The sequence below is a fragment of the Streptomyces liangshanensis genome (assembly GCF_011694815.1).
GTDB classification, from domain to species: domain Bacteria; phylum Actinomycetota; class Actinomycetes; order Streptomycetales; family Streptomycetaceae; genus Streptomyces; species Streptomyces liangshanensis.
The window spans coordinates 3763793-3783035 of the sequence record NZ_CP050177.1 but is presented as its reverse complement, the minus strand read 5'-3'; the positions used below and the strand labels follow the sequence as shown (position 1 = coordinate 3783035).

Annotated in this window: 17 protein-coding genes; 7 read left to right on the top strand and 10 right to left on the bottom strand. The window is 74.6% G+C overall.

All coding sequences use genetic code 11. The features are described 5' to 3' along the window. Positions 1–19 precede the first annotated feature (19 nt). The 4 genes from HA039_RS16280 to HA039_RS16260 form a co-directional block, all read right to left on the bottom strand. Positions 20–895 carry a class I SAM-dependent methyltransferase gene (locus tag HA039_RS16280; protein ID WP_167030020.1) on the bottom strand — a complete coding sequence of 292 codons (876 nt, stop codon included), beginning with the start codon at positions 893–895 and terminating at the stop codon, positions 20–22. Continuing rightward, on the bottom strand, positions 892–2385 hold the full coding sequence (locus tag HA039_RS34035; protein ID WP_243869497.1) for a glycosyltransferase: 1494 nt from the start codon (positions 2383–2385) through the stop codon (positions 892–894). The genes HA039_RS16280 and HA039_RS34035 overlap by 4 nt, the downstream gene beginning before the upstream one ends. After that, the gene (locus HA039_RS16265) at positions 2382–2780 is read right to left on the bottom strand and encodes a 6-pyruvoyl trahydropterin synthase family protein (protein WP_167030017.1); all 399 of its coding nucleotides are present in this window, start codon (positions 2778–2780) and stop codon (positions 2382–2384) included. Before HA039_RS16265 ends, HA039_RS34035 begins: the two co-directional genes overlap by 4 nt. 112 nt (positions 2781–2892) lie before the next feature. Continuing rightward, positions 2893–3891, bottom strand: a complete 999-nt coding sequence (locus tag HA039_RS16260; protein ID WP_167030014.1) for a zinc-dependent alcohol dehydrogenase — start codon at positions 3889–3891, stop codon at positions 2893–2895. A gap of 317 nt (positions 3892–4208) precedes the next feature. Here HA039_RS16260 and HA039_RS16255 point away from each other — a divergent pair, with 317 nt between their 5' ends. Next, positions 4209–4943, top strand: a complete 735-nt coding sequence (locus HA039_RS16255; RefSeq protein WP_243870122.1) for a CDP-alcohol phosphatidyltransferase family protein — start codon at positions 4209–4211, stop codon at positions 4941–4943. Between the two features lie 65 nt (positions 4944–5008). Then, positions 5009–6415 carry a tetratricopeptide repeat protein gene (locus HA039_RS16250; protein ID WP_243869495.1) on the top strand — a complete coding sequence of 469 codons (1407 nt, stop codon included), beginning with the start codon at positions 5009–5011 and terminating at the stop codon, positions 6413–6415. A 38-nt stretch (positions 6416–6453) separates the two neighbouring features. Here the strand turns inward: HA039_RS16250 and HA039_RS16245 are convergent, their stop codons facing one another. Both HA039_RS16245 and HA039_RS16240 read right to left on the bottom strand, forming a co-directional pair. Continuing rightward, a complete protein-coding gene (locus HA039_RS16245) occupies positions 6454–7581 on the bottom strand; it encodes a DUF5937 family protein (protein WP_167030012.1) in 1128 nt (375 codons plus the stop codon). Further along, positions 7578–8873 (bottom strand): amidohydrolase, encoded by a 1296-nt coding sequence (locus tag HA039_RS16240; protein WP_167030009.1) that lies wholly within the window; start codon positions 8871–8873, stop codon positions 7578–7580. Before HA039_RS16240 ends, HA039_RS16245 begins: the two co-directional genes overlap by 4 nt. 254 nt (positions 8874–9127) lie before the next feature. Between HA039_RS16240 and HA039_RS16235 the strand changes: the two genes are divergently transcribed. The 4 genes from HA039_RS16235 (at position 9128) to HA039_RS16220 (ending at position 13323) form a co-directional block, all read left to right on the top strand. After that, positions 9128–9775 (top strand): GOLPH3/VPS74 family protein, encoded by a 648-nt coding sequence (locus tag HA039_RS16235; RefSeq protein WP_167030006.1) that lies wholly within the window; start codon positions 9128–9130, stop codon positions 9773–9775. 232 nt (positions 9776–10007) lie between these two features. Then, positions 10008–11315, top strand: a complete 1308-nt coding sequence (locus HA039_RS16230; protein WP_167030003.1) for an ice-binding family protein — start codon at positions 10008–10010, stop codon at positions 11313–11315. A 201-nt stretch (positions 11316–11516) separates the two neighbouring features. Next, entirely contained in the window at positions 11517–12182 is a 666-nt protein-coding gene (locus HA039_RS16225) for a DUF5819 family protein (RefSeq protein ID WP_167030000.1), read from the top strand. Next, positions 12172–13323, top strand: a complete 1152-nt coding sequence (locus HA039_RS16220) for an HTTM domain-containing protein (protein ID WP_208298629.1) — start codon at positions 12172–12174, stop codon at positions 13321–13323. The genes HA039_RS16225 and HA039_RS16220 overlap by 11 nt, the downstream gene beginning before the upstream one ends. 14 nt (positions 13324–13337) lie before the next feature. On the opposite strand, the gene HA039_RS16215 is transcribed toward HA039_RS16220, so the two are convergent. Beyond that, on the bottom strand, positions 13338–13829 hold the full coding sequence (locus HA039_RS16215; protein WP_167036907.1) for a DinB family protein: 492 nt from the start codon (positions 13827–13829) through the stop codon (positions 13338–13340). Positions 13830–14008: 179 nt separating this feature from the next. After that, on the bottom strand, positions 14009–14983 hold the full coding sequence (locus HA039_RS16210) for an FAD-dependent oxidoreductase (RefSeq protein ID WP_243869491.1): 975 nt from the start codon (positions 14981–14983) through the stop codon (positions 14009–14011). A gap of 211 nt (positions 14984–15194) precedes the next feature. On the opposite strand from HA039_RS16210, the gene HA039_RS16205 reads away from it, so the two are divergent. Then, positions 15195–16127: a LysR family transcriptional regulator gene (locus HA039_RS16205; RefSeq protein WP_167029998.1), complete on the top strand. Its 933-nt coding sequence runs from the start codon at positions 15195–15197 to the stop codon at positions 16125–16127. Positions 16128–16675: 548 nt separating this feature from the next. Here the strand turns inward: HA039_RS16205 and HA039_RS16200 are convergent. After that, positions 16676–17278: a DUF998 domain-containing protein gene (locus tag HA039_RS16200; protein ID WP_167029995.1), complete on the bottom strand. Its 603-nt coding sequence runs from the start codon at positions 17276–17278 to the stop codon at positions 16676–16678. Positions 17279–17367: 89 nt separating this feature from the next. Continuing rightward, positions 17368–19047: a TROVE domain-containing protein gene (locus HA039_RS16195; protein ID WP_167029992.1), complete on the bottom strand. Its 1680-nt coding sequence runs from the start codon at positions 19045–19047 to the stop codon at positions 17368–17370. Between the last annotated feature and the right edge of the window lie 196 nt (positions 19048–19243).

Genomic DNA, 19243 nt, shown 5'->3' with positions numbered 1-19243 from the left:
GTCCGCACGGCGCGGGGTATCACGGGGTCTCCCCGGCCGGCCGGGGCAGCGCGAGGAGGTCGTGGTGGTGCACCACCACGCGCAGTTCGCGGGCCGCGGCCTCGGCGAGGCGGCGGCGCAGGTACGCGTGGGCGCGGGGCGCGAGGTCCGGGCGCTGTTCGCGGGCCGCGCCGACCCAGCCGCGCAGCCACTGCGCCGTCAGGACGGACTCGGCGGCGGCGAGCCGCCAGGGCGCGGCGTACGTGAACACCGTCGCGTCGTGGCGCGCGAACGCCTCCTCCGTGGCGGGCACCGCGTCCGGCCCCAGCAGCCTGCGGCCGTGCTCGGTACGGCGCTGGTGGGCGTCGAACGAGGCGCCGATGGTGGCGTCGAGCGGGTCGGGCGGCGCGAGTTCGACCAGCCCGGCGACGGACAGCGCGAACAGCGCCGCGCACCCGGCCCCGGTGCAGGCGGTCGCGAGGGCGTCCACCTCCTCGCGGGTGAGCAGGTCGAGCAGGGCGGAGGCGGTGACCAGCGTGGTGCCCGCGAGGTCGGCGGCGGTCAGGGCGGCGATGTCGCCCTGTTCGGTCGCGACGGTGACCGGGCTGCCGTCGGCGGCCTCGGCCGGCATCCGGGCGACGGCGAGGTCCAGCAGGCCGGGGTCCTTGTCGTGCAGGATCCAGTGCTGGGGGCCGTCGAGGCGCGGGGCGAGCCAGCGGCCCATCGAGCCGGTGCCGCAGCCGAGGTCGCGGACGACGAGGGTGCGGTCCTGCCCGAGCTTCTTCCTCTCCGCGGAGCGCTTGGCGAGGTGGCGGTGGAGGGGTTCGAGGGACGCGGTGGCGCGGGCGGCGGCGTCGGCGCCTTCGCGCAGCTCCAGCCACTCCGGGGTGTAGCGCGGCTCTTCGGTCGTGTTCACGCGGTCCTCCGAGGTTCGTGGGGGAGTCGTTCCAGCACCTCGGCCAGACTCCGTGCGGTGGTGTCCCAGCCGGCCAGCGTGGTACGCCGCCGGCGCGCGGCCTCCCGGCACCGCCGCCGCTCGTCGGGCCCGGCGAGCCAGCGGCGCAGCGCGGCGGTGAGGGCGGCGGGGTCGTCGGGCGGGACGAGCGCGCCCGGCAGGGTGCCGTCGGGCGCCTGCCCGAGCGCCTCGGGGACGCCGCCGACGGCGGTCGCCAGGACGGGGATGCCGCGGGCGAGCGCCTCGGTCACGGCCATGCCGTACGTCTCCGCGCGGGAGGCCAGGACGAGGAGGTCGGCCTGCGCGTAGGTGGCGGCGAGAGCGGGTCCGGTACGGGGCCCGGCGAGCCGGATCCGCGCCCCGAGCCCGGCCGCGTCGATCCGCTCCCGCACGCGCGCGACGTAACCGGGGTCCTGCCCGAGCCCCCCGACCAACACACACCGCCAACCGAGATCGGCCACCTCGACGAGCGCGTCGACGAGCCGGAGCTGCCCTTTGCGCGGGCTGACGGTGGCCACGCAGAGAAGAAGCGGGGCGGCCGCTGACGCGGCTGGGGACGCGGGGGCCGCACCCGGGTTGGGGGCGGGCGCCGTGCCCGTGGTCGCGCCGGTGCCGGGTCTTGGCGCTGTCGCCGTGCCCGTACCCGAGCTGGGGGCGGGTGCCGTGCCCGTCGTTGCGCCCGGGGCCGGCGTTGGCATGGTGTCCGTGCCGGGGCCCGGCATCGTGGCCGGACCCGCACCCGTGCCGGGGTCCGGCATCGTGCCTGTACCCGTGCCCGGGTTGGGCTCCGTGCCCGTGCCGGGGTTCGTGCCCGCGCCCGCGTCGGCGTTCGGCGCCGTGGTCGTGGTGGGGCCCGTACCCGCGCCCGTACCCGTACCCGCGCCCGGTGCTTCAGTGCCCTCCCCTGCGGACAGCGCCCCCCGTGCCAACGGGGCCGGGTCCGTGCCCGGAGGGGCTACGTGGACGCGGGTGGCGGGGAGGGCGTGGTGGGTGATCAGGCGGGTGGCCGCCCAGGTGCTCGTGGCCACCACCGCCGACACCGCGTGCAGCGTCCTGCGTTCCGACGCGTCCAGTTCAGCCGCCCGTTCCGGGGCGAGGCCCGTCTCGTCGGCCAGGGGGAGGTGGACCAGGACCACCAGGCGCAGCCGCCCCGCCTCCGGGACGACGACGTCCGGGACGCCGCACGCCACGAGGCCGTCGAGGAGGACGACGCTGCCGTCCGCCGACTCCGCGAGGATCCGGGCCAGTTCGGCGCGCGCCTCCGGGCCCGGGTCGGGCCAGGCGCCCGCGACGGCGTGTTCGTGGACCGGCCGGCCGGAGCGGGCCAGCTCGTCGCACACCCGGCGGTCGTAGCGGTTCCCGCCGCTCGGCGCGGCCGGATCGTCGACGCCGCCGGGCATCACCACCCGCACCGGGCGGGCGGGGGCCGCGGCGGCGCCGGCGGGGTTCACAGCGCCCGCTCGTAGCTCGCCCAGGCGATGTGCGACTCGTGCAGGGTGACGGACACGGCCGTCAGGCCGCGCGCGCCCTCGCCGAGGTCCCCGGCGTGCACCCGGTCGGCGAGCCGGTCGGCGATGACCTTCGCGAGGAACTCCGTCGACGTGTTGATCCCGGCGAACTCGGGCAGGTCGTCCAGGTTCCGGTAGGTGAACTCGCCCACCACCGCGCCCAGTTCCTGGGTGGCCAGGCCGATGTCGACCACGATGTTGTCCGCGTCCAGCTCGGGGCGCCGGAACGTGGCGTCCACGAGGAACGTCGCGCCGTGCAGGCGCTGCGCGGGCCCGAAGACCTCTCCGCGGAAGCTGTGGGCGATCATGAGGTGCTCGCGGACGGTGACGCTGAACAACGGATGACCCTCCAGGTCCCTCGTACTCCTGTCAGGCTGTCTGCCAGGGCGTGTGTGCCGGTACGGCGACTAGTACGGCCGCTGCCCGCCACTTGTTCAACCCGCGCGCGGTTCAGGTCCCGGCGGGCTCCGCCACGGGACCGTACAGGACACGGTGGCACAGTCCGGGCACCTCGCCCCCGGCGATTCCGGCGAGTACGCCCGGCAGCTCCTCGAAGCCGCACTCGCCGGTGACCAGCGCGTCGAACGCCGGGTCGGCGAGCAGGTCGAGCGAGAGCGCGAGCCGGTCGGCGTAGGTCCGCCGCCCGCGCCGGGCCGGCGACACCATGCCCACCTGGCTGCTGCGCAGCACGAGCCGCCCGGAGTGGAACGCCTCGCCCAGCGGCACGCTGATCCGCCGGTCCCCGTACCAGCTCAGCTCCAGGACCGTGCCCTCCGGGCCGAGCAGTTCCAGCGAGCGCGTGAGCCCCGCCTCGCTGGCGCTGGCGTGCACGACCAGGTCGCAGTCGCCCAGCGCGTCCGCGGGGAGCGCGAAGTCGACGCCCAGCGCGCGGGCGACGGAGGCGCGGCCCGGGTCGGCGTCGACCAACTGGACGCGGACGGCCGGGTACCGGGCGAGGACGGCGGCGACCGACGCCCCGACCATGCCGGCCCCGACGACCGCGATCCGGTCGCCGAGCAGTGGGGCGGCGTCCCAGGCGGCGTTGACGGCGGTCTCCACGGTCCCGGCCAGGATCGCCCGCCCGGCGGGGACGCCGTCCGGGACGGGGGTGACGGCGCTCGCCGGGACGACGTAGCGGGTCTGGTGCGGGTAGAGGCTGAAGACCGTACGGCCGAGCAGGTGGGCGGGGCCCTCCTCGACGAGGCCGACGTTGAGGTAGCCGTACTTGACGGGCCCGGGGAAGTCGCCCTCCTGGAACGGGGCGCGCATCGCGGCGTGCTGACTCTCCGGCACGCCCCCGCGGAAGACCGTCGACTCCGTGCCCCGGCTCACGCCGGAGCAGAGCGTGCGCACCACGACGTCGTCGGCGCCCGGCTCGGGCAGGACGACCTCCCGGATCTCGCCGTGCCCCGGGGCGCGGAGCCAGAATGCGCGGGCCTTGCGCTCCATGTGGTGTCCTCCTGGACCTGAACGCTCGGGGGGTGGATTGCGTAGTGACGGTTACGAGGCCGCGATCACCGTACGCGGCACGCATCGAGTCGGCCACACAGCCGGGGTGAACGGTGAACATGTCCAACACGCACAAAACCCTCCAGCCCGCCGGGCTCCCCGGGCTCCCCGGGCTCCCGGGGGTCGGCGGGGCGGCCCGGGTCGCGGGGATACCCGGGGGCCTGGGGGCGGGGGCAGGGATGGGCACGGGTACGGGTACGGGTACGGCGCCCCGCCCGCCCCGCGCCCCGCGTGCGTCCCTGTCCCACCAGGCCAGGATGGTCCGGCGGGAGACGGCCGCCGGGCTGGCCGCGCAGGCGCTCCTCCTGCTGCTGCTCAGCAAGGCGATCGGGCTGGGCCCCGCCGGCTGGCTGACGGGGGCGGCCGTCGCGATCGCCACCTGGGCCGTACTCACGCGCGCCCTGGGCCGCTCCTGGTCCCGCCCCTTCGGCCCCGCCAACCGCGTCACCCTCGCGCGGGCGACCCTCGTCGGCGGCGTGGCGGCGCTGGTCGCGGACTCCTTCGAGAGCCCGCCGCCGCTCACCGCCCTGGTCGCGCTCGCCACGGTGGCGCTGATCCTGGACGCCGTGGACGGCCAGGTGGCACGCCGTACCGGCACGTCGTCGGCGCTGGGCGCGCGGTTCGACATGGAGGTCGACGCGTTCCTCATCCTCGTGCTGAGCGTCTTCGTCGCGACCTCGCTGGGCGCGTGGGTGCTGCTGATCGGCTCGATGCGGTACGGGTTCGTCGCCGCGGCCCGCTTCCTGCCGTGGCTGAACGGCTCCCTCCCCCCGAGCACGGCCCGCAAGACCGTGGCCGCGCTCCAGGGCGTCATCCTCCTCACCACCGCCTCGGGCCTCCTCCCCTACGCCCCCGCCCTGGCCGCGGTGATCGCGGCGCTGGCCCTGCTGACCTGGTCGTTCGCCCGCGACATCCACTGGCTGTTCCGCACGAGGCCCCAGCAGGCACCGTCGGCGGCCGAGACGAAGCCCACCCACGCGACGAGCGCGTGAGGCCCGTCCGCCGGGCGAATCAGGGCCGCCGCGCCCTGTCAGTGGCTCCTTCTACGCTTCCGCCTGTGGATGTGCAGGTGGATGTGGATGCGGACGAGCTCGAATGGCAGGCGAGCAACTACGGCGGTCTTCCGTCCCGGAGAGTGGATCTGCTGTTGGAACACGGCCACCTGGACCTGGTGATCCGGGCGGCGGAGGAGCGCGGCGAGTGGTTCTGCGCCCAGGGCGCGGTGGAGGAGCTCTGCCGGTCGGGTGAGTTCGCGCGAGCGCTGAAGGTGATGGAGCCGTTCGTCGCGAGCGGGTGGTGGCCGGCCGTGTGGGCGAAGGCGGACATCCTGCTGCGGGCCGGCAGGACGGACGAGGCGCTGGACCTGGTCGGCCCGGACGAGGAGGGCCACGCCTCACCGGACGCATGCCGTGACGCCGCCGAGTTGCTCGTCGGGGCAGGGCGGGTGGACGAGGCCGTCGACCTGCTCGTGCCGTACCTGGACCAGGCGTGGATCCGGACGGCACTGGTGGACATCACCGAAGGCCAGGACCGTGACCAGCGGGTAATGGAGTTGATCGCCCCGTACGCCGGTGACGCGCGGCGGGCCGGTGGCGGGAGCCGGAGTGACGATTCCTGCGGGGACGTACCGGAGCTTCGGGCCCGGGTGCTGGAGCGGGCGGGGCACGCCGACGACGCGATCCGACTCCTGGGCAAGGAGGTTGCCGAGGGGCGCCACCTGACGCAGAGCACCCTCACCTCCTACGCCGGACTGCTGGCACGCCACGGCCGGCTGGACGAGCTGCGCGAGCTGGCCGCGGGGGAGAACGCGCACACCGTCCTCGACATCTACGCGGGCGCCCTCCGGGACCACGGCCGGGCCGGGGAAGCCGAGGCTGTGATGCGTGACGCCATCGCCGCCGACGACTGGGTCGGATACCGGTCCTGGCTCTCCTCGTTCCTGTTGCGGGCCGGCCGGCTGGACGACGCGATCGCCGTGGCCGAGGTCGGCTTCAGTTGGTACGACTGCTCCAACCTCCTGACCCCGCTCGTCATCCCGCTTCTCGACCGGCCCGAGGAACTGCTCCACCTCCTGGACCATCCCCTCACGGTGCCCCACCACGGCCACGAGGAGTTCCAGCACTGGTGGCGGGCCCACGCCCTCGCCGGTCTCGGCCGCGCCGAGGAGGCGATCGCCGTCGTCGAGGCCCACCCGGCCTGGTGGGCCGACCCTCGCGTCGTCAGGGCCGGCCTCCTCGGAACCGCCGGCCGTCTCGCGGCCGCCGCCGCCGAACTGCGGGACCTCGGCACGATCGAGGCACGTGAGGAGCTGTTCGCGATCCTGGTCCGGCAAGGGCGGGCGGCCGAGGCCCTGGCCGCCCATCCCACCGTGGCTGAACACCGGGCCGCCCAGCGGGGCGTCGAAGAGGGGGCGGGATCCGTCCCTCGCCGCGTGGACGGGTACTCCGTGGAGCCACCGCTGTAGCGGCCTCGGTCGGTGGGGCTTCTTCCTCTCGGTTGTCCTCAGTACTGGAGCGCCGTCGCCACGTCCTGGCCGATGCGGGCCACCGCGGTGAGGTCGAGGCCGTAGTGGACGTAGCGGCCGTGGCGTTCGGTGCGGACCAGGCCCAGGTCGCGCAGGGTGCGGAGGTGGCGGGAGACCTGGGGGCGGGTCATCGCCAGGCGGTGTGCCAGGTCGGCGGTGGTCATCGACTGGCGGGCGATGAGGCGGCACAGCCGTACCCGGCGGGGATCGGTCAGGGCCAGCATGCGGCTGCGGGCCAGGGTGACGCCGACCACCGGGGAGTGGACGGGGAAGTGCAGGACGGGTGGCAGGCCCGGCTCGTTCTTCACGACGAGGTGCGGGGCGCCGTACAGGGTGGGGATGAGCAGGACCGGCGTACGGGCCGGGGTGATCACCGCGTGGTGCACCTTGTCGAAGACGACGCGCAGGGGGCCGGCGGCCGTGCCCGCCATGTCGCCGGGCGCGTGGGCGAGTTGGGCGCTGCACGGGCTGAGCGACATCAGGGCCGCCGCCGGTCCGTCGTCGGCGAGCCGCTGGCGTACGCGGTGCGCGGCGCCGGTGAGGACCGGTTCCGTCTCGGCCCACAGGGCCCCGAAGAAGACGTGGCGGCAGAGGTCGAGGAACCCGAGGACGTCCGCGCGGAGCGCCCCGGGCCCGCGTAACAGGTCCTCGGCGAGGGCGAGATGGGGCGCCGGGAGCCCGGACGCGGCGTGGCGCAGCGCGGCGGCCTGCGTGGGGTCGTGGAGGAGGCGGTCGAAGGCGTAACCGCGGTAGCCGCTGGCGCAGGAGTACGCGGTGAGCTGGGCGAACTGGTCGAGCGGCAGCCGGGCCAGCGTCGGCCCCCGCCCCGCGCCGTCTCGCCCCGGGCCTTGGTGCCCCGCGTCGCTCCCGAGTCCGGTGTAGAAGCCGCGCCAGCGCAGTGCCGTCCACAGCGGTGAGAAGCGCCGGAGGCCGGTCACGAAGGCGGGCGGGGCGGTACGGATGACCTCCTCGGCCCAGGGCGCCCGGTCCGCGTGGTGTTCGCGCTCGGTCAGCACGTGCAGGCACGCGGCCAGCTCGGCGAGAGGGGAGACCGCCACCGTGAAGCGCCCGGGGACGGCCCCTTCCAGGACAATCACGACCGTCATGCGCGGAGTGTACGACCGGCGGGCGCCGGGGGCCCGGGGAGTTCGGGGAGTTCGGCGGGCGCCGCGGGGGCATCCGCCGGGCTTGCGTCCGCCGCGCTCCTCGCCCCCGCCTCGAACTCCGCCCGTGCCGCCTCCAGGAACTCCGGTTCCGTCAGCAGGTCCGCCAGGACCCGTGCCAGGCCGATCGCCGCGACGCGGGTGCGGTCGTGCGCGAACGGGGTCACCGCCGCGTCGCGCATGGCCGTCGAGTGGCTCGGGGTGCCGAGTGCCGCAGTCTGGACGTACGGGTGGATCACCGGCAGCAGTTGGGAGAGGTTGCCGATGTCGGACGAGCCCGCCGGGGAGTCCGGGGCGCCCGGGCCGATCTCCACCCCCAACGCCCGTACCGTCGCGCCGAATCGCGCCGCGAGCACCGCGTTGTTACGGCGTTCCGCGTACAGCGGGCCCGTCTCCGAGCACTCCACCGCCGTCCCCGTCGCGTACGCCGCGCCCTCCGCCGCCCTCCGTACCCGCTCGACCAGGGCGCCGACCGACACGGCCGTACCGTCCCGTACGTAGAAGTCCACGACGGCCCGCGCGGGGACCACGTTCGGGGCCTGGCCGCCGTCCGAGACGATCCCGTGCAGCCGGGCCGTCGGGGGCACGAACTGCCGCATCGAATCGAGCGCGTTGAGGAACAGCTGCGCCCCGGCCAGCGCGCTGCGGCCCTCCCAGGGGGACTTGGCGGCGTGCGCGCTCACCCCCGTGAACTCGGCGCGCATGTGCGCGGCGGCCAGGGCGTGTTGGGTGGTCATCGAGCGGTCGGCCGGGTGGAACATCAGCGCGGCGTCGACCCCCTCGAAGACCCCCGCCCCGGCCAGCAGCACCTTGCCCGCGCCGCCCATCTCCTCGCCGGGCGTGCCGATGACGGCGACGGTGCCCGGGTGGTCGGGCAGCGCCCGTACGGCGGCGATCGCGGCGGCGGCGCCACCTGCCGCGATGAGGTTGTGGCCGCAGCCGTGGCCGACGCCGGGCAGCGCGTCGTACTCGACGAGCACGGCGACGCACGGCCCCGCCCCGCCGCCGCCCTCGTGCACCGCGACGAACGCGGTGTCCAGCCCGCCCGCCGGCGTCCGCACCACGAAGCCGGACTCCGCGAGCCAGCCGGTGAGCACGTCCCGGGCGTGGTGCTCGGCGAACTTCAGCTCCGGCCGCGCGTGGATCGAGCGGCTCACCTCCTCCATGCGGGGCCGCAGCACGGCGAGTTCGGCGGCGAGGGCCTGGAGGGTGGGGGCGGTACGGGTACCGGGCATGACGACTCCTGTCGTACGACGTCTGGCGTGGGGTGCGCGTCCTTCGCGTACGACGAGCCTGCGCGCGCCCACCCCCGCCGTGACGCCGATTACCGCGCCCCAGGTAACCGTGCCGCGCTCACCGGGCCGTACCGGACAGAACAGGGCGCTCATGGAATGCGGCGCCTATAATGGTGTGCAGCTACCGGTACCTCACTCACCGCCCCATACCGCTCGATCCCTACCATCACCGGAGGATTCCGGATGAGTACGTCATGAGCACGCCGCGCGAGCTGTTGATCGTCGCGATGGACATGACATCCGTCCGCACGGTGGAGCGGGGCACGCTGTCGCTCGCCCTCGCGGGCGCCGAGGCGGTCGATCTCCTCGCCGTGGGGGCGATCACCCTGGAGGGCGACCGCGTCGTGCCGTCCGGGGAGGGGCTGGGGTCGGGCGATCCGCTGGTGGACGAACCCCTTTTGGACGACCCGCTGTTGGGCGAGGCCGCGTCCTCGTTCGTGCGGCAGGCTCCGTACGAATCCGTGGGCAACTGGCTCTGGCGCCGCGGCCGCGACCTGTCCTCGGTGTACACGGCCGCGTTGGAGGCGGAAGGGCAGCTCGCCCGCCGGCACCACCGCCGCTGGGGGGTGTTCCGGTCCAGTGAACTGGTCCTGGTCGATTCGCCCGCCCGCCGTGTGGCCGCCGAGCGCTGGACGGCCGACGAACCCGTCCTGGCCGCGCTCGCCACGGCCGTCGGGATCCGCGACAAGCGCACGACGGCCTCCCCGGCCGTGACCGACGAGTCGGTGGCGACCGTACTGACCGCTGTCGACGACGCGTCGAGCGAACTGGCGGCGGAGGCGGAACGCCGCGCCCACAAACGCGACGACGCGGCCGTCACGAACGTACAGCGCGGATACTGACGCGGGACGTTGGCGTAACAGCGCGGATACCGAGGCACGCCGCCTACGTCCGGTGACCCGCGTCGGCCCACCGTTGTGCCCCCGCCCCCACCACCGGCCGCACGGTGGTTTTCGCGGTCTCACTCGAATGCCGCATTTCCTGGCACATACCCAGACGTTATGCCAGTGACACAGTGGCGGTTCCCGGACCCCGAACGGCTCACACTCCGAAGTCCTTGACAGGAGTAAGCCTATGACGCCACCTCATTTCCGCGCGCCCCACCGGCGCGCGGTGTCGACCTGGATCGCGGGGCTCGTCACCCCGCTCGTCGCCGCGACCGTGGTCGCGATGACATCGACCCAAGCCGTCGCCATCGCCACACCCGTGCCGCTCGGTACCGCGAGCAGCTTCGCGATCCTCGCGGGCAGCACGGTCACCAACACCGGCCCCTCGGTGGTCACCGGGGACCTGGGCGTCAGCCCTGGTACGGCCATCACCGGATTCCGCCCGCCCCCCGCGGAGCCGGGCACGGTCAACGGCGTGCAGCACGCCGGTGACGCCGTGGCCATGGTGGCCAAGAACGACCTGGTCACGGCGTACGACCAGGCCGCCGGACAGGCGCCCGACGCGTCCATCCCGGCGGGCCTCGCCGGTGAGACGCTCGCTCCGGGCGTCTACAAGGCGGATGTCGGGGTCGGCCTCACCGGCGACCTCACCCTGGACGCCGCGGGCGACCCCCAGGCGGTGTGGGTGTTCCAGATCCCCGAATCCCTCACCACCGCCTCCGCCAGCCGCGTCCTCCTCGTCAACGGCGCCTCGCCGTGCAACGTGTACTGGCAGATCGGCGCCTCGGCCACCCTCGGCAGCGGCTCGTCGTTCGTCGGCACGATCATGGCCCTGACCTCGATCAGCCTCGACGACTCGGCGACCGTCAACGGCCGGGCCCTGGCCCGCAACGGCGGTGTGACACTGATCAACAACGTGATCAACCGCGGCAACTGCGCCACCGGTGGCACCACCGGCGGTGTGTTGGGCGGCGTTCTAGGCGGTGTGCTGGGCGGCCCCACCACGGGCGGCACCACCACCGCGGGCACCACCGGCGCGACCACGACCGGCACCACCACGGGTGGTGTGCTGGGCGGCGTCCTCGGGGGCGCGCTCGGCGGTCTCACCACGGGCGGTACGGGCACCACGACCGGCGGGACCACGGGCAGCGTGCTCGGCGGCGTCCTCGGCGGGGTCCTGACCGGCGGTACGACCGGGGGCACCCCGGGCGGCCTGATCGCGGGCACGACGGGCGCGACCACGACCGGTGGCGGCACGGGCGGGCCCGGCCACGGCCACGGTCACGGCCATGGGCACGGCCACGGGAAGCCCGGCAAGCCGCACGACGAGGGCGGTTACGGCGGCGACGAAGGCGGCTACGGCGGTGACGAGGGCCACGGCGACGAAGGCCAGGGTGACCACGGCTACGGCGGCGACGGCTACGGCGGCGACGAGGAGTACGGCGACCAGGGTTACGGCGACCGGCCCGACGACGGCCCCCGTCACGACGGCTGAACCACCCCGGTCCGCGTGAGCGGTGGGGTGCGGCAGAGCGGTCACCGGTGACCGCTCTGCCCCGCCCCCCGCCCGCGGCGGGAGCACGTCGAGCACGTCGAGCGGACTGAACGGATCGAGAGCACGTTGACACGAGAAGAACCGGGCGGGGAGGCGGGAGTGCCCACGTCCCCCGAGGAACGCCGCCCGCAGGAAAGGCACATGACCGCCGAGGTCGGCACCCCACGGGCGGTGCGGGGCGTCATCGTCGCCGTGTGCCTGACGGTCGCGCTCACCCACGTCCTGCTGGTGTTCCTGCACGTGGCTCCCGCGAACACCGTCACCCAGCGGTTCAACCAGCAGGTCAACGGCTGGGTCTTCCCGGTGTTCGAGCAGAACTGGAAGCTCTTCGCCCCGGATCCCGACTCCGCCAACCGGCGGATCTCCGCGCGGACCGCCTCCACCGCGCCGGACGGCACCGTACAGGTCAGTGACTGGTTCGACCTGACGGCACTGGACGAATCCGCCGTCGAGCACCATGTGTTCCCCAGCCACACGGCGCAGAACCTGCTGCGCCGCGCCTGGACGGCGTACGTCGAATCGCACGGTGCCGACGACCGGACGCGTTCGGAACGGGCGCTCATGACCCGCGCGTACCTGCGCAACATCGCGGTGAAGCGGGTCACCGCGCACCGGGGCGGGACCTTCCGGTCCCTCCAGCTCCGGGTGGTCACGGTGCCGGTGGCCGCCCCCGGCACCCGGCAGGCGGTACGGCAGGTACGGCCCGCGGCCCGGCAGGCCGGTTCCTCCGCGCCCTCCGCACCTTCCGCGCCCTCCGCCGACACCCGCTATCTGCCCTGGTGGAAGGTGCCCTCCGATGACCACTGAGCACGTACCCGGCACCACCCCCTCAAGCGTCCTCGACCGGCTCGGTGGGCTTCTCACCCTGCTGACCGCGCGCCCGGTGTCCCTCCACGCGGTGGCGGTCCTCCGTATCGGGTACGGCCTGCTCTATCTCGTCTTCCTGCTGCGGGAGTTCCCGCACCGCGACGAGATCTGGGGCCCCGGATCGCCGTGGACGCCCGCGATGGCGGAGCAACTCTTCGAGCGGACCGGCTGGTTCAGCGTCCTCACGCTGTCCGACAGCCGGTGGTACTTCGAACTCTGTTACGCGGGTGCCCTGGTGGTGGCCGCGCTGTTCCTGGTGGGGTGGCGGACGCGGGCCGTGTCCGTCCTCTTCTTCGGGGTCGTGGAGTCCTTCCACGCCCGGGCGATCTTCATGACGGACGGCGGCGACAACCTCATCCTCCTGATGGCGGCGTACCTCGTCCTCACCGCCTGCGGGCGCCGCTGGTCCCTCGACGCGCGCAGGTCCCGGCTCCGGGCGGCGGCGCGGCCCCCGGGGCAGCCGGAACGAGGACGCCTCCGGCTCCGGATCCCCGACGCGCCCCGCGTCCGCGCCTCACAACGGACCCTGACCACCGTCCTGCACAACTGCGCCCTGCTCGTGATCGCGGCCCAGGTCTGTTTCCTCTACGGCTCCGCGGGCCTCTACAAGGTCCAGGGCGGCTCCTGGGGCAACGGGACCGCCCTCCACTACGTCCTGAACCTCGAACTTTTCCAGCCCTGGCCGTTCCTGTCCCGACTGGCCGACGAGCACACGCTCCTGATCGCCGTCGCCGGCTACCTGACGGTGCTCCTCCAGGTGGCCTTCCCGTTCGTTCTCTTCGGCCCGCTCAAGTACCCCGTCCTGGCGATGCTGTTGGGCATGCACGTCGGCATCGCCGTCCTGATGGGGCTGCCGCTCTTCTCGGGCGCGATGATCGTCGCGGACGCGGTGTTCCTCCCGGACCGCTTCTACCTCGCGGTGTACGCGGCGGGCGGCCGCGCGCTCCGGCGGCCGGGGCGCGGCGGGCCGGGGCACGATCGGCCGGGGCGCGGTGGGTCCGGGCGCGCGGGCGCCGGGGCCGAGGACGTGTCCGTACCGCGTCAGTCCGTGCCCCGACGGTCCGGAGCCGCGCGTCCGTGACGGCCCGGGGCGCCTCAGACGCCCGTACGGCCGTCGACCCGTTCCCGCACCAGGTCGGCGTGGCCGCAGTGCCGCGCGTACTCCGTGATCATGTGCGTGTAGATCCAGCGCAGTGTGACCCGGCCGCCCATGAAGGGGCTGGTGTCGTCGAGGGCGCGGGCGGCGCAGTTCGCGCGTGAGCGGTCCATCTCGGCCTGCCAGACGGACAGCACCCGGTCGAAGGTGACCTCGTCGGTGAGGTCGAAGCCGCCGTCGGTCGCGGCGACATCGGCGTCGGGGGTGTGGATCGCCGGGACGTCCTCGCCGGTCAGCACCCGGCGGAACCAGTTCCGCTCGACCTCCGCCGCGTGCTGGACGAGCCCGAGCAGGGTGAGGGACGACGGCGCGGCGGACGCCTCGCGGAGCTGGTGCTCCGACAGCCCCTCGCACTTCTGGGCGAGGGTGGCGCGGTAGAAGTCGAGCCAGCTCTCCAGGGAGGTCCGCTCGTCGGCGTCCAGCGGGGGCATGGCGCGGGGGGTCGGTGTGCTGGGGGAGGGGGAGGGGGTGCTCATGGTCGTCATCGTGGCACGGGGGTCTGACAGTGCTCCGGGGCTCCGACAGTGCGGCGGGGCTCCCACAGCCCGGCGGCTCCCACAGTGCGGTTGCGCGCGGGTGTGCGGGGCGCCGCCCCAGGGCGCCCGGTGCGTCAGGTGGCCGCCAGGCGGGCCGTCTCGTCGGCGCAGCCCCAGGACAGGGTGACGCCCGAGCCGCCGTGGCCGTAGTTGTGGATCACGGGGGTGCCGGGGAGCAGGTGGGGGTCGCGTTCCAGGCGTACGCCCGAGGGGCGGTGGGGGCGCAGGCCCACCGGGTGGGCGAGGACCGGGGCGCCGGCCAGGCGGGGTTCGAGGGCGGTGCAGCGTGCCAGGATCGCGGCGGCGGTGGCGGGGTCGGGGAAGAGGTCCCAGCGGTCGGCGTCGAACGTGCCGCCCAGCACGACGTCCGTGCGGCGCGGGTGGACGTACGTGTAGCCCTCGGGGTGGTCCTGTACGCGCAGCGAGGTGCGCAGCCCCGGGTTGGCCACCACGACGAGTTGGCCGCGTACCGGCGTCATGGTGGGGTCGCCGCAGAGTGAACCGGCGCCCAGTCCGGCCGCGTTGACGACCAGCGGGGCCCATACGGCGGCCTGGGAGAGGTGGTTGACGCGGCGGTGGTGGAGGAGGCCGCCGGCCGCGAGGAAGCGGGTCACCAACCAGTCGAGGTAGACCGGCATGTCGACCGTGGGCGCGTCGAAGGCCCAGCCGTGCGTCCACGTCCCGGTCGCCTCGTCCGTACGGAGGGGGCGCAGGCCGGGGACGGCCTTGGCCCACCAGGGGAGTTCGGCGGCCCGGGCGGGCGTGTAGGTCCGGCAGGGGCCGAGGGTGACGCCCGGGACGCCGTCGGCCGCCTGGCGGGAGAGTTCGGCGTAGGTGTCCGCCGCCCGTACGGTGGTGGCGCGGCCGGGCCGTACCCCGGTCGGGTACCAGACCGCGGCCGCCACCGACGACGTCCTCGCGGGCAACGCCTCGTCGGTCACCACCAGGACGCTCGCGCCGCGTTCGAGCAGCCGTACCGCCGTCGTGAGCCCGACGATCCCGCCCCCGACGACGACGATGTCCGCCTTCATGGATTTCCCTGGTTTCACGGTGGGCCGTCCTTCGTCTCGTGCCGCCTCCGCCCCGGCTCGGCCTGCCCGGCCCCGGGGTGTGCTCCCAGGAGGCCAGGCGTGGGCGGGCGGTGTCCAAGACGCGTTTGTACGGGGGCGATACGGGCCGCCTATCGCGATACGGACCGCTTATCGGCGGGCCGGGAACTTGTCTTGGATGGGGGCCGGGGACGCCCCCTACCATCGGTTCATGGACCTGCGACGACTGGGCTACTTCGCCGTACTGGCCGAGGAGTTGAACTTCACGCGCGCCGCCCGGCGGCTCCACATCGCCCAGCCCGCCCTGAGCCAGCAGATCCAGGCGCTCGAACGGCAGGTCGGCGCGCGCCTGGTGTTGCGTGGGTCGAAGGGGTGCTCGCTGACGCCGGTCGGTGTGGTGGTCGCGGAGGAGGCGGGCCGGCTCCTGCGCCAGGCCGAGGCCGCCGAGCAGCGCATCCAGGCCGCGGTGCGCGGCCGGGCCGGCCGGCTGCGGCTCGCGTACACCCGTTCGGCGCGGGGCGGGGTGGTGGACGCGCTGGTCAGCGAGTTCCGTACCCGGTACGGGGATGTCGAGCTGAGCGTCCAGACCGGCTGGACCGCCCACAACGTCGCGGAACTGCGCGCGGGCCGGCTCGACGCGGCCTTCGTCAGGCCGCCCATCGACGAGGCGCCCGAGCTGCGCTACCTCGTGCTGTCCGAGGAGGAGCTGCTGCTCGCGCTGCCCGCCGGGCACGCGCTGGCGGCGTTACGTACGAGGATCAGCCGCGAGCGGATCGCCGACGAACCGGTGATCCTCTTCCCCCGGGAGAACGGGCCCGGCATGCACGACCTGATCACCCGTCAGGTCTGGCCGGGCGGGCCCCGTATCGTCCGGGAGGAGCCCGACGACGAACAGCTCCTGCTGGCGGTGGCCGCGGGCCACGGCATCTCGGCCGTCCCGGCGGGCCGCGCGCACGCGCTGCGCCTCCCGGGCGTCCGGCTGCGCCACCTCACCGCCCCCGTACCGACGGTCCCCCTGGCCCTGGCGTACCACCCGGGCGCGGACCTACGGGTGGTGAACCTGCTGCTGCCGCTGGCGGGAGGCGCGGCCCCGCCCGGCGGGGACGCCGGTCAGCCCCCGGCGGCGACGGACCACCCCGCCTGAGGCCGCCGTTGGGGGCACGTGCGGCTGCGGCTCCGGCGGAGTACGAGTACGACTACCGTCCCGGCGGCCCCGGCGTCCCGGCGGTCCCGGCGGTCCCGGCGACCGGGCGGGTCCCGGCGACCGGGCGGGTCCCGGCGCGCCGGCCGGCCGCCCCCGGTCGCCTCGCCCCCCCCGGGTCGCCCTGCTCGCGCTGCACTTCGGTCACGACGCGCCGGTCGTCCCGCACTTCGGTCACCCCGCGCCTCGGTCGCCTCGTCCCCGGCGCCCCGGTCACTCCACGCCTCGGTCGCCCCGCGCCCCGCTCACCCGGCGCCTCGCTCAGCCCGCGCCTCGGTCACTCCGTTCCCTGGTCACCCCGTGCCCCGGGCTTCGGTCGCGCCGTCCCCCAGTCACTCCACGCCTCGGTCAACCCGCGCCCCGCGCCCCTCGCCCCGCCTCCCGGTCACGCCGCGCCCCGGTCACGCCGCGCCCCGGTCAACCCGCGCCCCTCGCCGCGCCTCCCGGTCACCCCGCACCCCGCACCCCCCGGCCCCCCGGGCCCCCCTTCGTCACGCCGTTTCGCGTTCCTCTCGGGCCGGGTGGTGGACGCAGGACGTCACTACCAGGAGGGGCCATACGGCCTGGGCGGCGGTCAGGACGCGTTCGGCTACGCCGGCGGCTCCGCGGGTCTGGAGTTCGACCAGGAACCAGGCCGCGCCGAGCACCATCAGCGCGCTCGCCACGATCGCCGCCGGGAGGCGGAGCGCCCACGGCCCCTTTCCCGTGCGGTTGGCGGCCAGCACCGGCCACGCCGCCATCAGCGCGAAGCCGATGGTGACCACGGTGCCGTGGCCGAAGTTGCCCCCGCTGACCGGGGCCGGGAAGAGCGTCAGCGCGATCGCCGCCACCCCGCCGCCCGCGAGCGCCAGCCGGCCGGGGAGCTTCGCGGCGTGGAGCCCCCGGGCGGTGGCCAGGTAGCAGGTGCCCAGGGTGACCAGCATGGCGTTCATGACCCAGTAGCCGGGGGCGCCGTAGGCCGCCAGGATGCTGATCGTCTGGGTGACGGGGTCGTAGCCGGGTCCCTGCAACAGCTCCGCGGTCGTCCACCCACCGACCAGCAGGAGGGGAGCGGACCCGGACGAGAGCAAGGCCCACCAGGGTGCAAGTCGCATCAGATCACCCTAAGATGCGCGATTCGCCCTATCGTTCCTCACACGCGGACGACCGGGTGGTCATCGTCGGCGTCAACGAGGAGCGAGCGTCAGAGGTCCCGCTCCCACGGCCACCCCGACCGCCGTCCCTCCTCCAGGAGCGGGATCAGGCGGAACGCCGCGTCGCTCAGGCCGCCGAAGGTGTGGCGGTGGGGGCCCGGGGCGTTGTGGGCGAGGGCGTATCCCGCCAGGTTCCAGGTGTAGACCGGCACCTGCTCCGGCACCGCGCCGAGCGGCCGGTGGCCGGGCCGCGTCCACTGCGCCTGCTCGTCGGTGACGACGACCACCCGGTCGTGCGCCCGGTAGTGCCGGGTGACGGCCCTGGCCGTGTCCGTACCGCCCAGGTCGTGGAAGCGGTCCACCGCCCGCAGGACGGACTCGTCGCGGCCGAACTCGACCGGCCGGCTGTCGGAGCCGAACTCGACCAGGTCGGCCCGCTCCGCCCGGACGGCCAGGGCGGTGCCGAAGATGGCCGCCGAGTCGGCCCGGTTGAGTTCGGTCCCGGAGCTGGGCCGGTCGAACATCGAGCCCGAGCGGTCCACCAGGACCAGGGTCCGGCCGGGCAGCGCGGGAACGTTGGCCAGCGAGTGCCCGAGGGCCGATTCCAGGGCCTCCGCCCAGCGCGCCGAGGACACGTTCCGGTGCGCGGCCAGGAAGCGGAACGGGAACTGCCGCGACCGCGCCACCTCCGCCGGGTCCGAGATGCGCCGCGCCACGTCGGCGGCGGCCTCGTCGCCGACCCCGGCGAGGTCGAAGTTCCGGAGGTTGCGGACGAGGGCCATCGCCCCCATCGAGGGGATCACCGCCTCCCACACGGCGGCGTCCAGCGGTCCCCGCAACCACCCCGCCAGCGCCTCCCACGTCATCCCGGCCGCCGCCAGCCGCCCGGCCCCGCCCTCGCCGGTGACCAGCGCGTACCGCCGCTCGACCGGGACGGACATCAGGGCGTGATGCGCGGCGAGGAGCGGCTCACCGGCGGGCGGCACGGCCCGGTCGGGGTGGTGGCGCCGGTCCAGCGCGTACCGGAACAGCTCGCCCTGCCACGGCCGGTCCCGGGCGGGCGCGGGATGGGTCAACTCCAGTACGTCACCGAAGCGGTAGGCCCGCGAGCCGGTGTCGTACTTGAGCAGCGCACGACCCGTGTAGAGCCGTCGCACGGCGTCGGCGACCCCGCGCTTGACCGGCTGGGGCAGCCGCCGCCCGTACCGTGACGTCCAGTAAGCGAGCAACTCCCCCGGCTCGTCCGGCCGTTGGAGTACGGAGTCGACGGCCTGCCGCGACAGCCCGGCTGCCCCCGCCGCCACCCGCGCCCGCGCGAACTCGGCCGCCCCCACCAGCGAAGCCGTCCGCATCCGCGCCTCGGTGCGCAACCACCCGAGCAGCCCCAGGGTCCATTCGGGGTCACTGAGGGCGAGTTGGTGTACGAGGCGGACGTACCGTTCGTCGCGCGCCGCCGCGCCCTCGTAGAAACTCGGCTGCCCCACGAGATGCGTCGTGGCCAGCACGAAGAGCTCGTCCTTGGGCTCCCGTACGAACCCGGCCCCCGCCTGGTGACCGGGCATCCACGTCGCCCCGGCGACCGCGCCCGGGGCGGTGTACGGCGCCGGTTCCTTCCAGCGCCCGTGGGTGGAGAGCGGCGAGGTGGCCCCGCCCGCGGTCACCCCCGGTATCTCAACCTGAACCTCTGCCCTTGCCTCGGCCTTGGCCCGCTGACGGTTGAACCGGGTCATGCAGAAGTCCCCCTGGTGGGTGGCGCGGACATCACGGGCCGGCGTGAACGGAACACACCGGCACACCGGCACACCGCCGGAACGACACGGCGGTACGTGGCGGTGAACGCGCCCTCCGAGATCAAGAAGTGGCACCGGTGCTTGTTTTCTTCGGGAAGTAACCGGGGCCGGTCGCATCGGAGGACGCCTCGCAGAA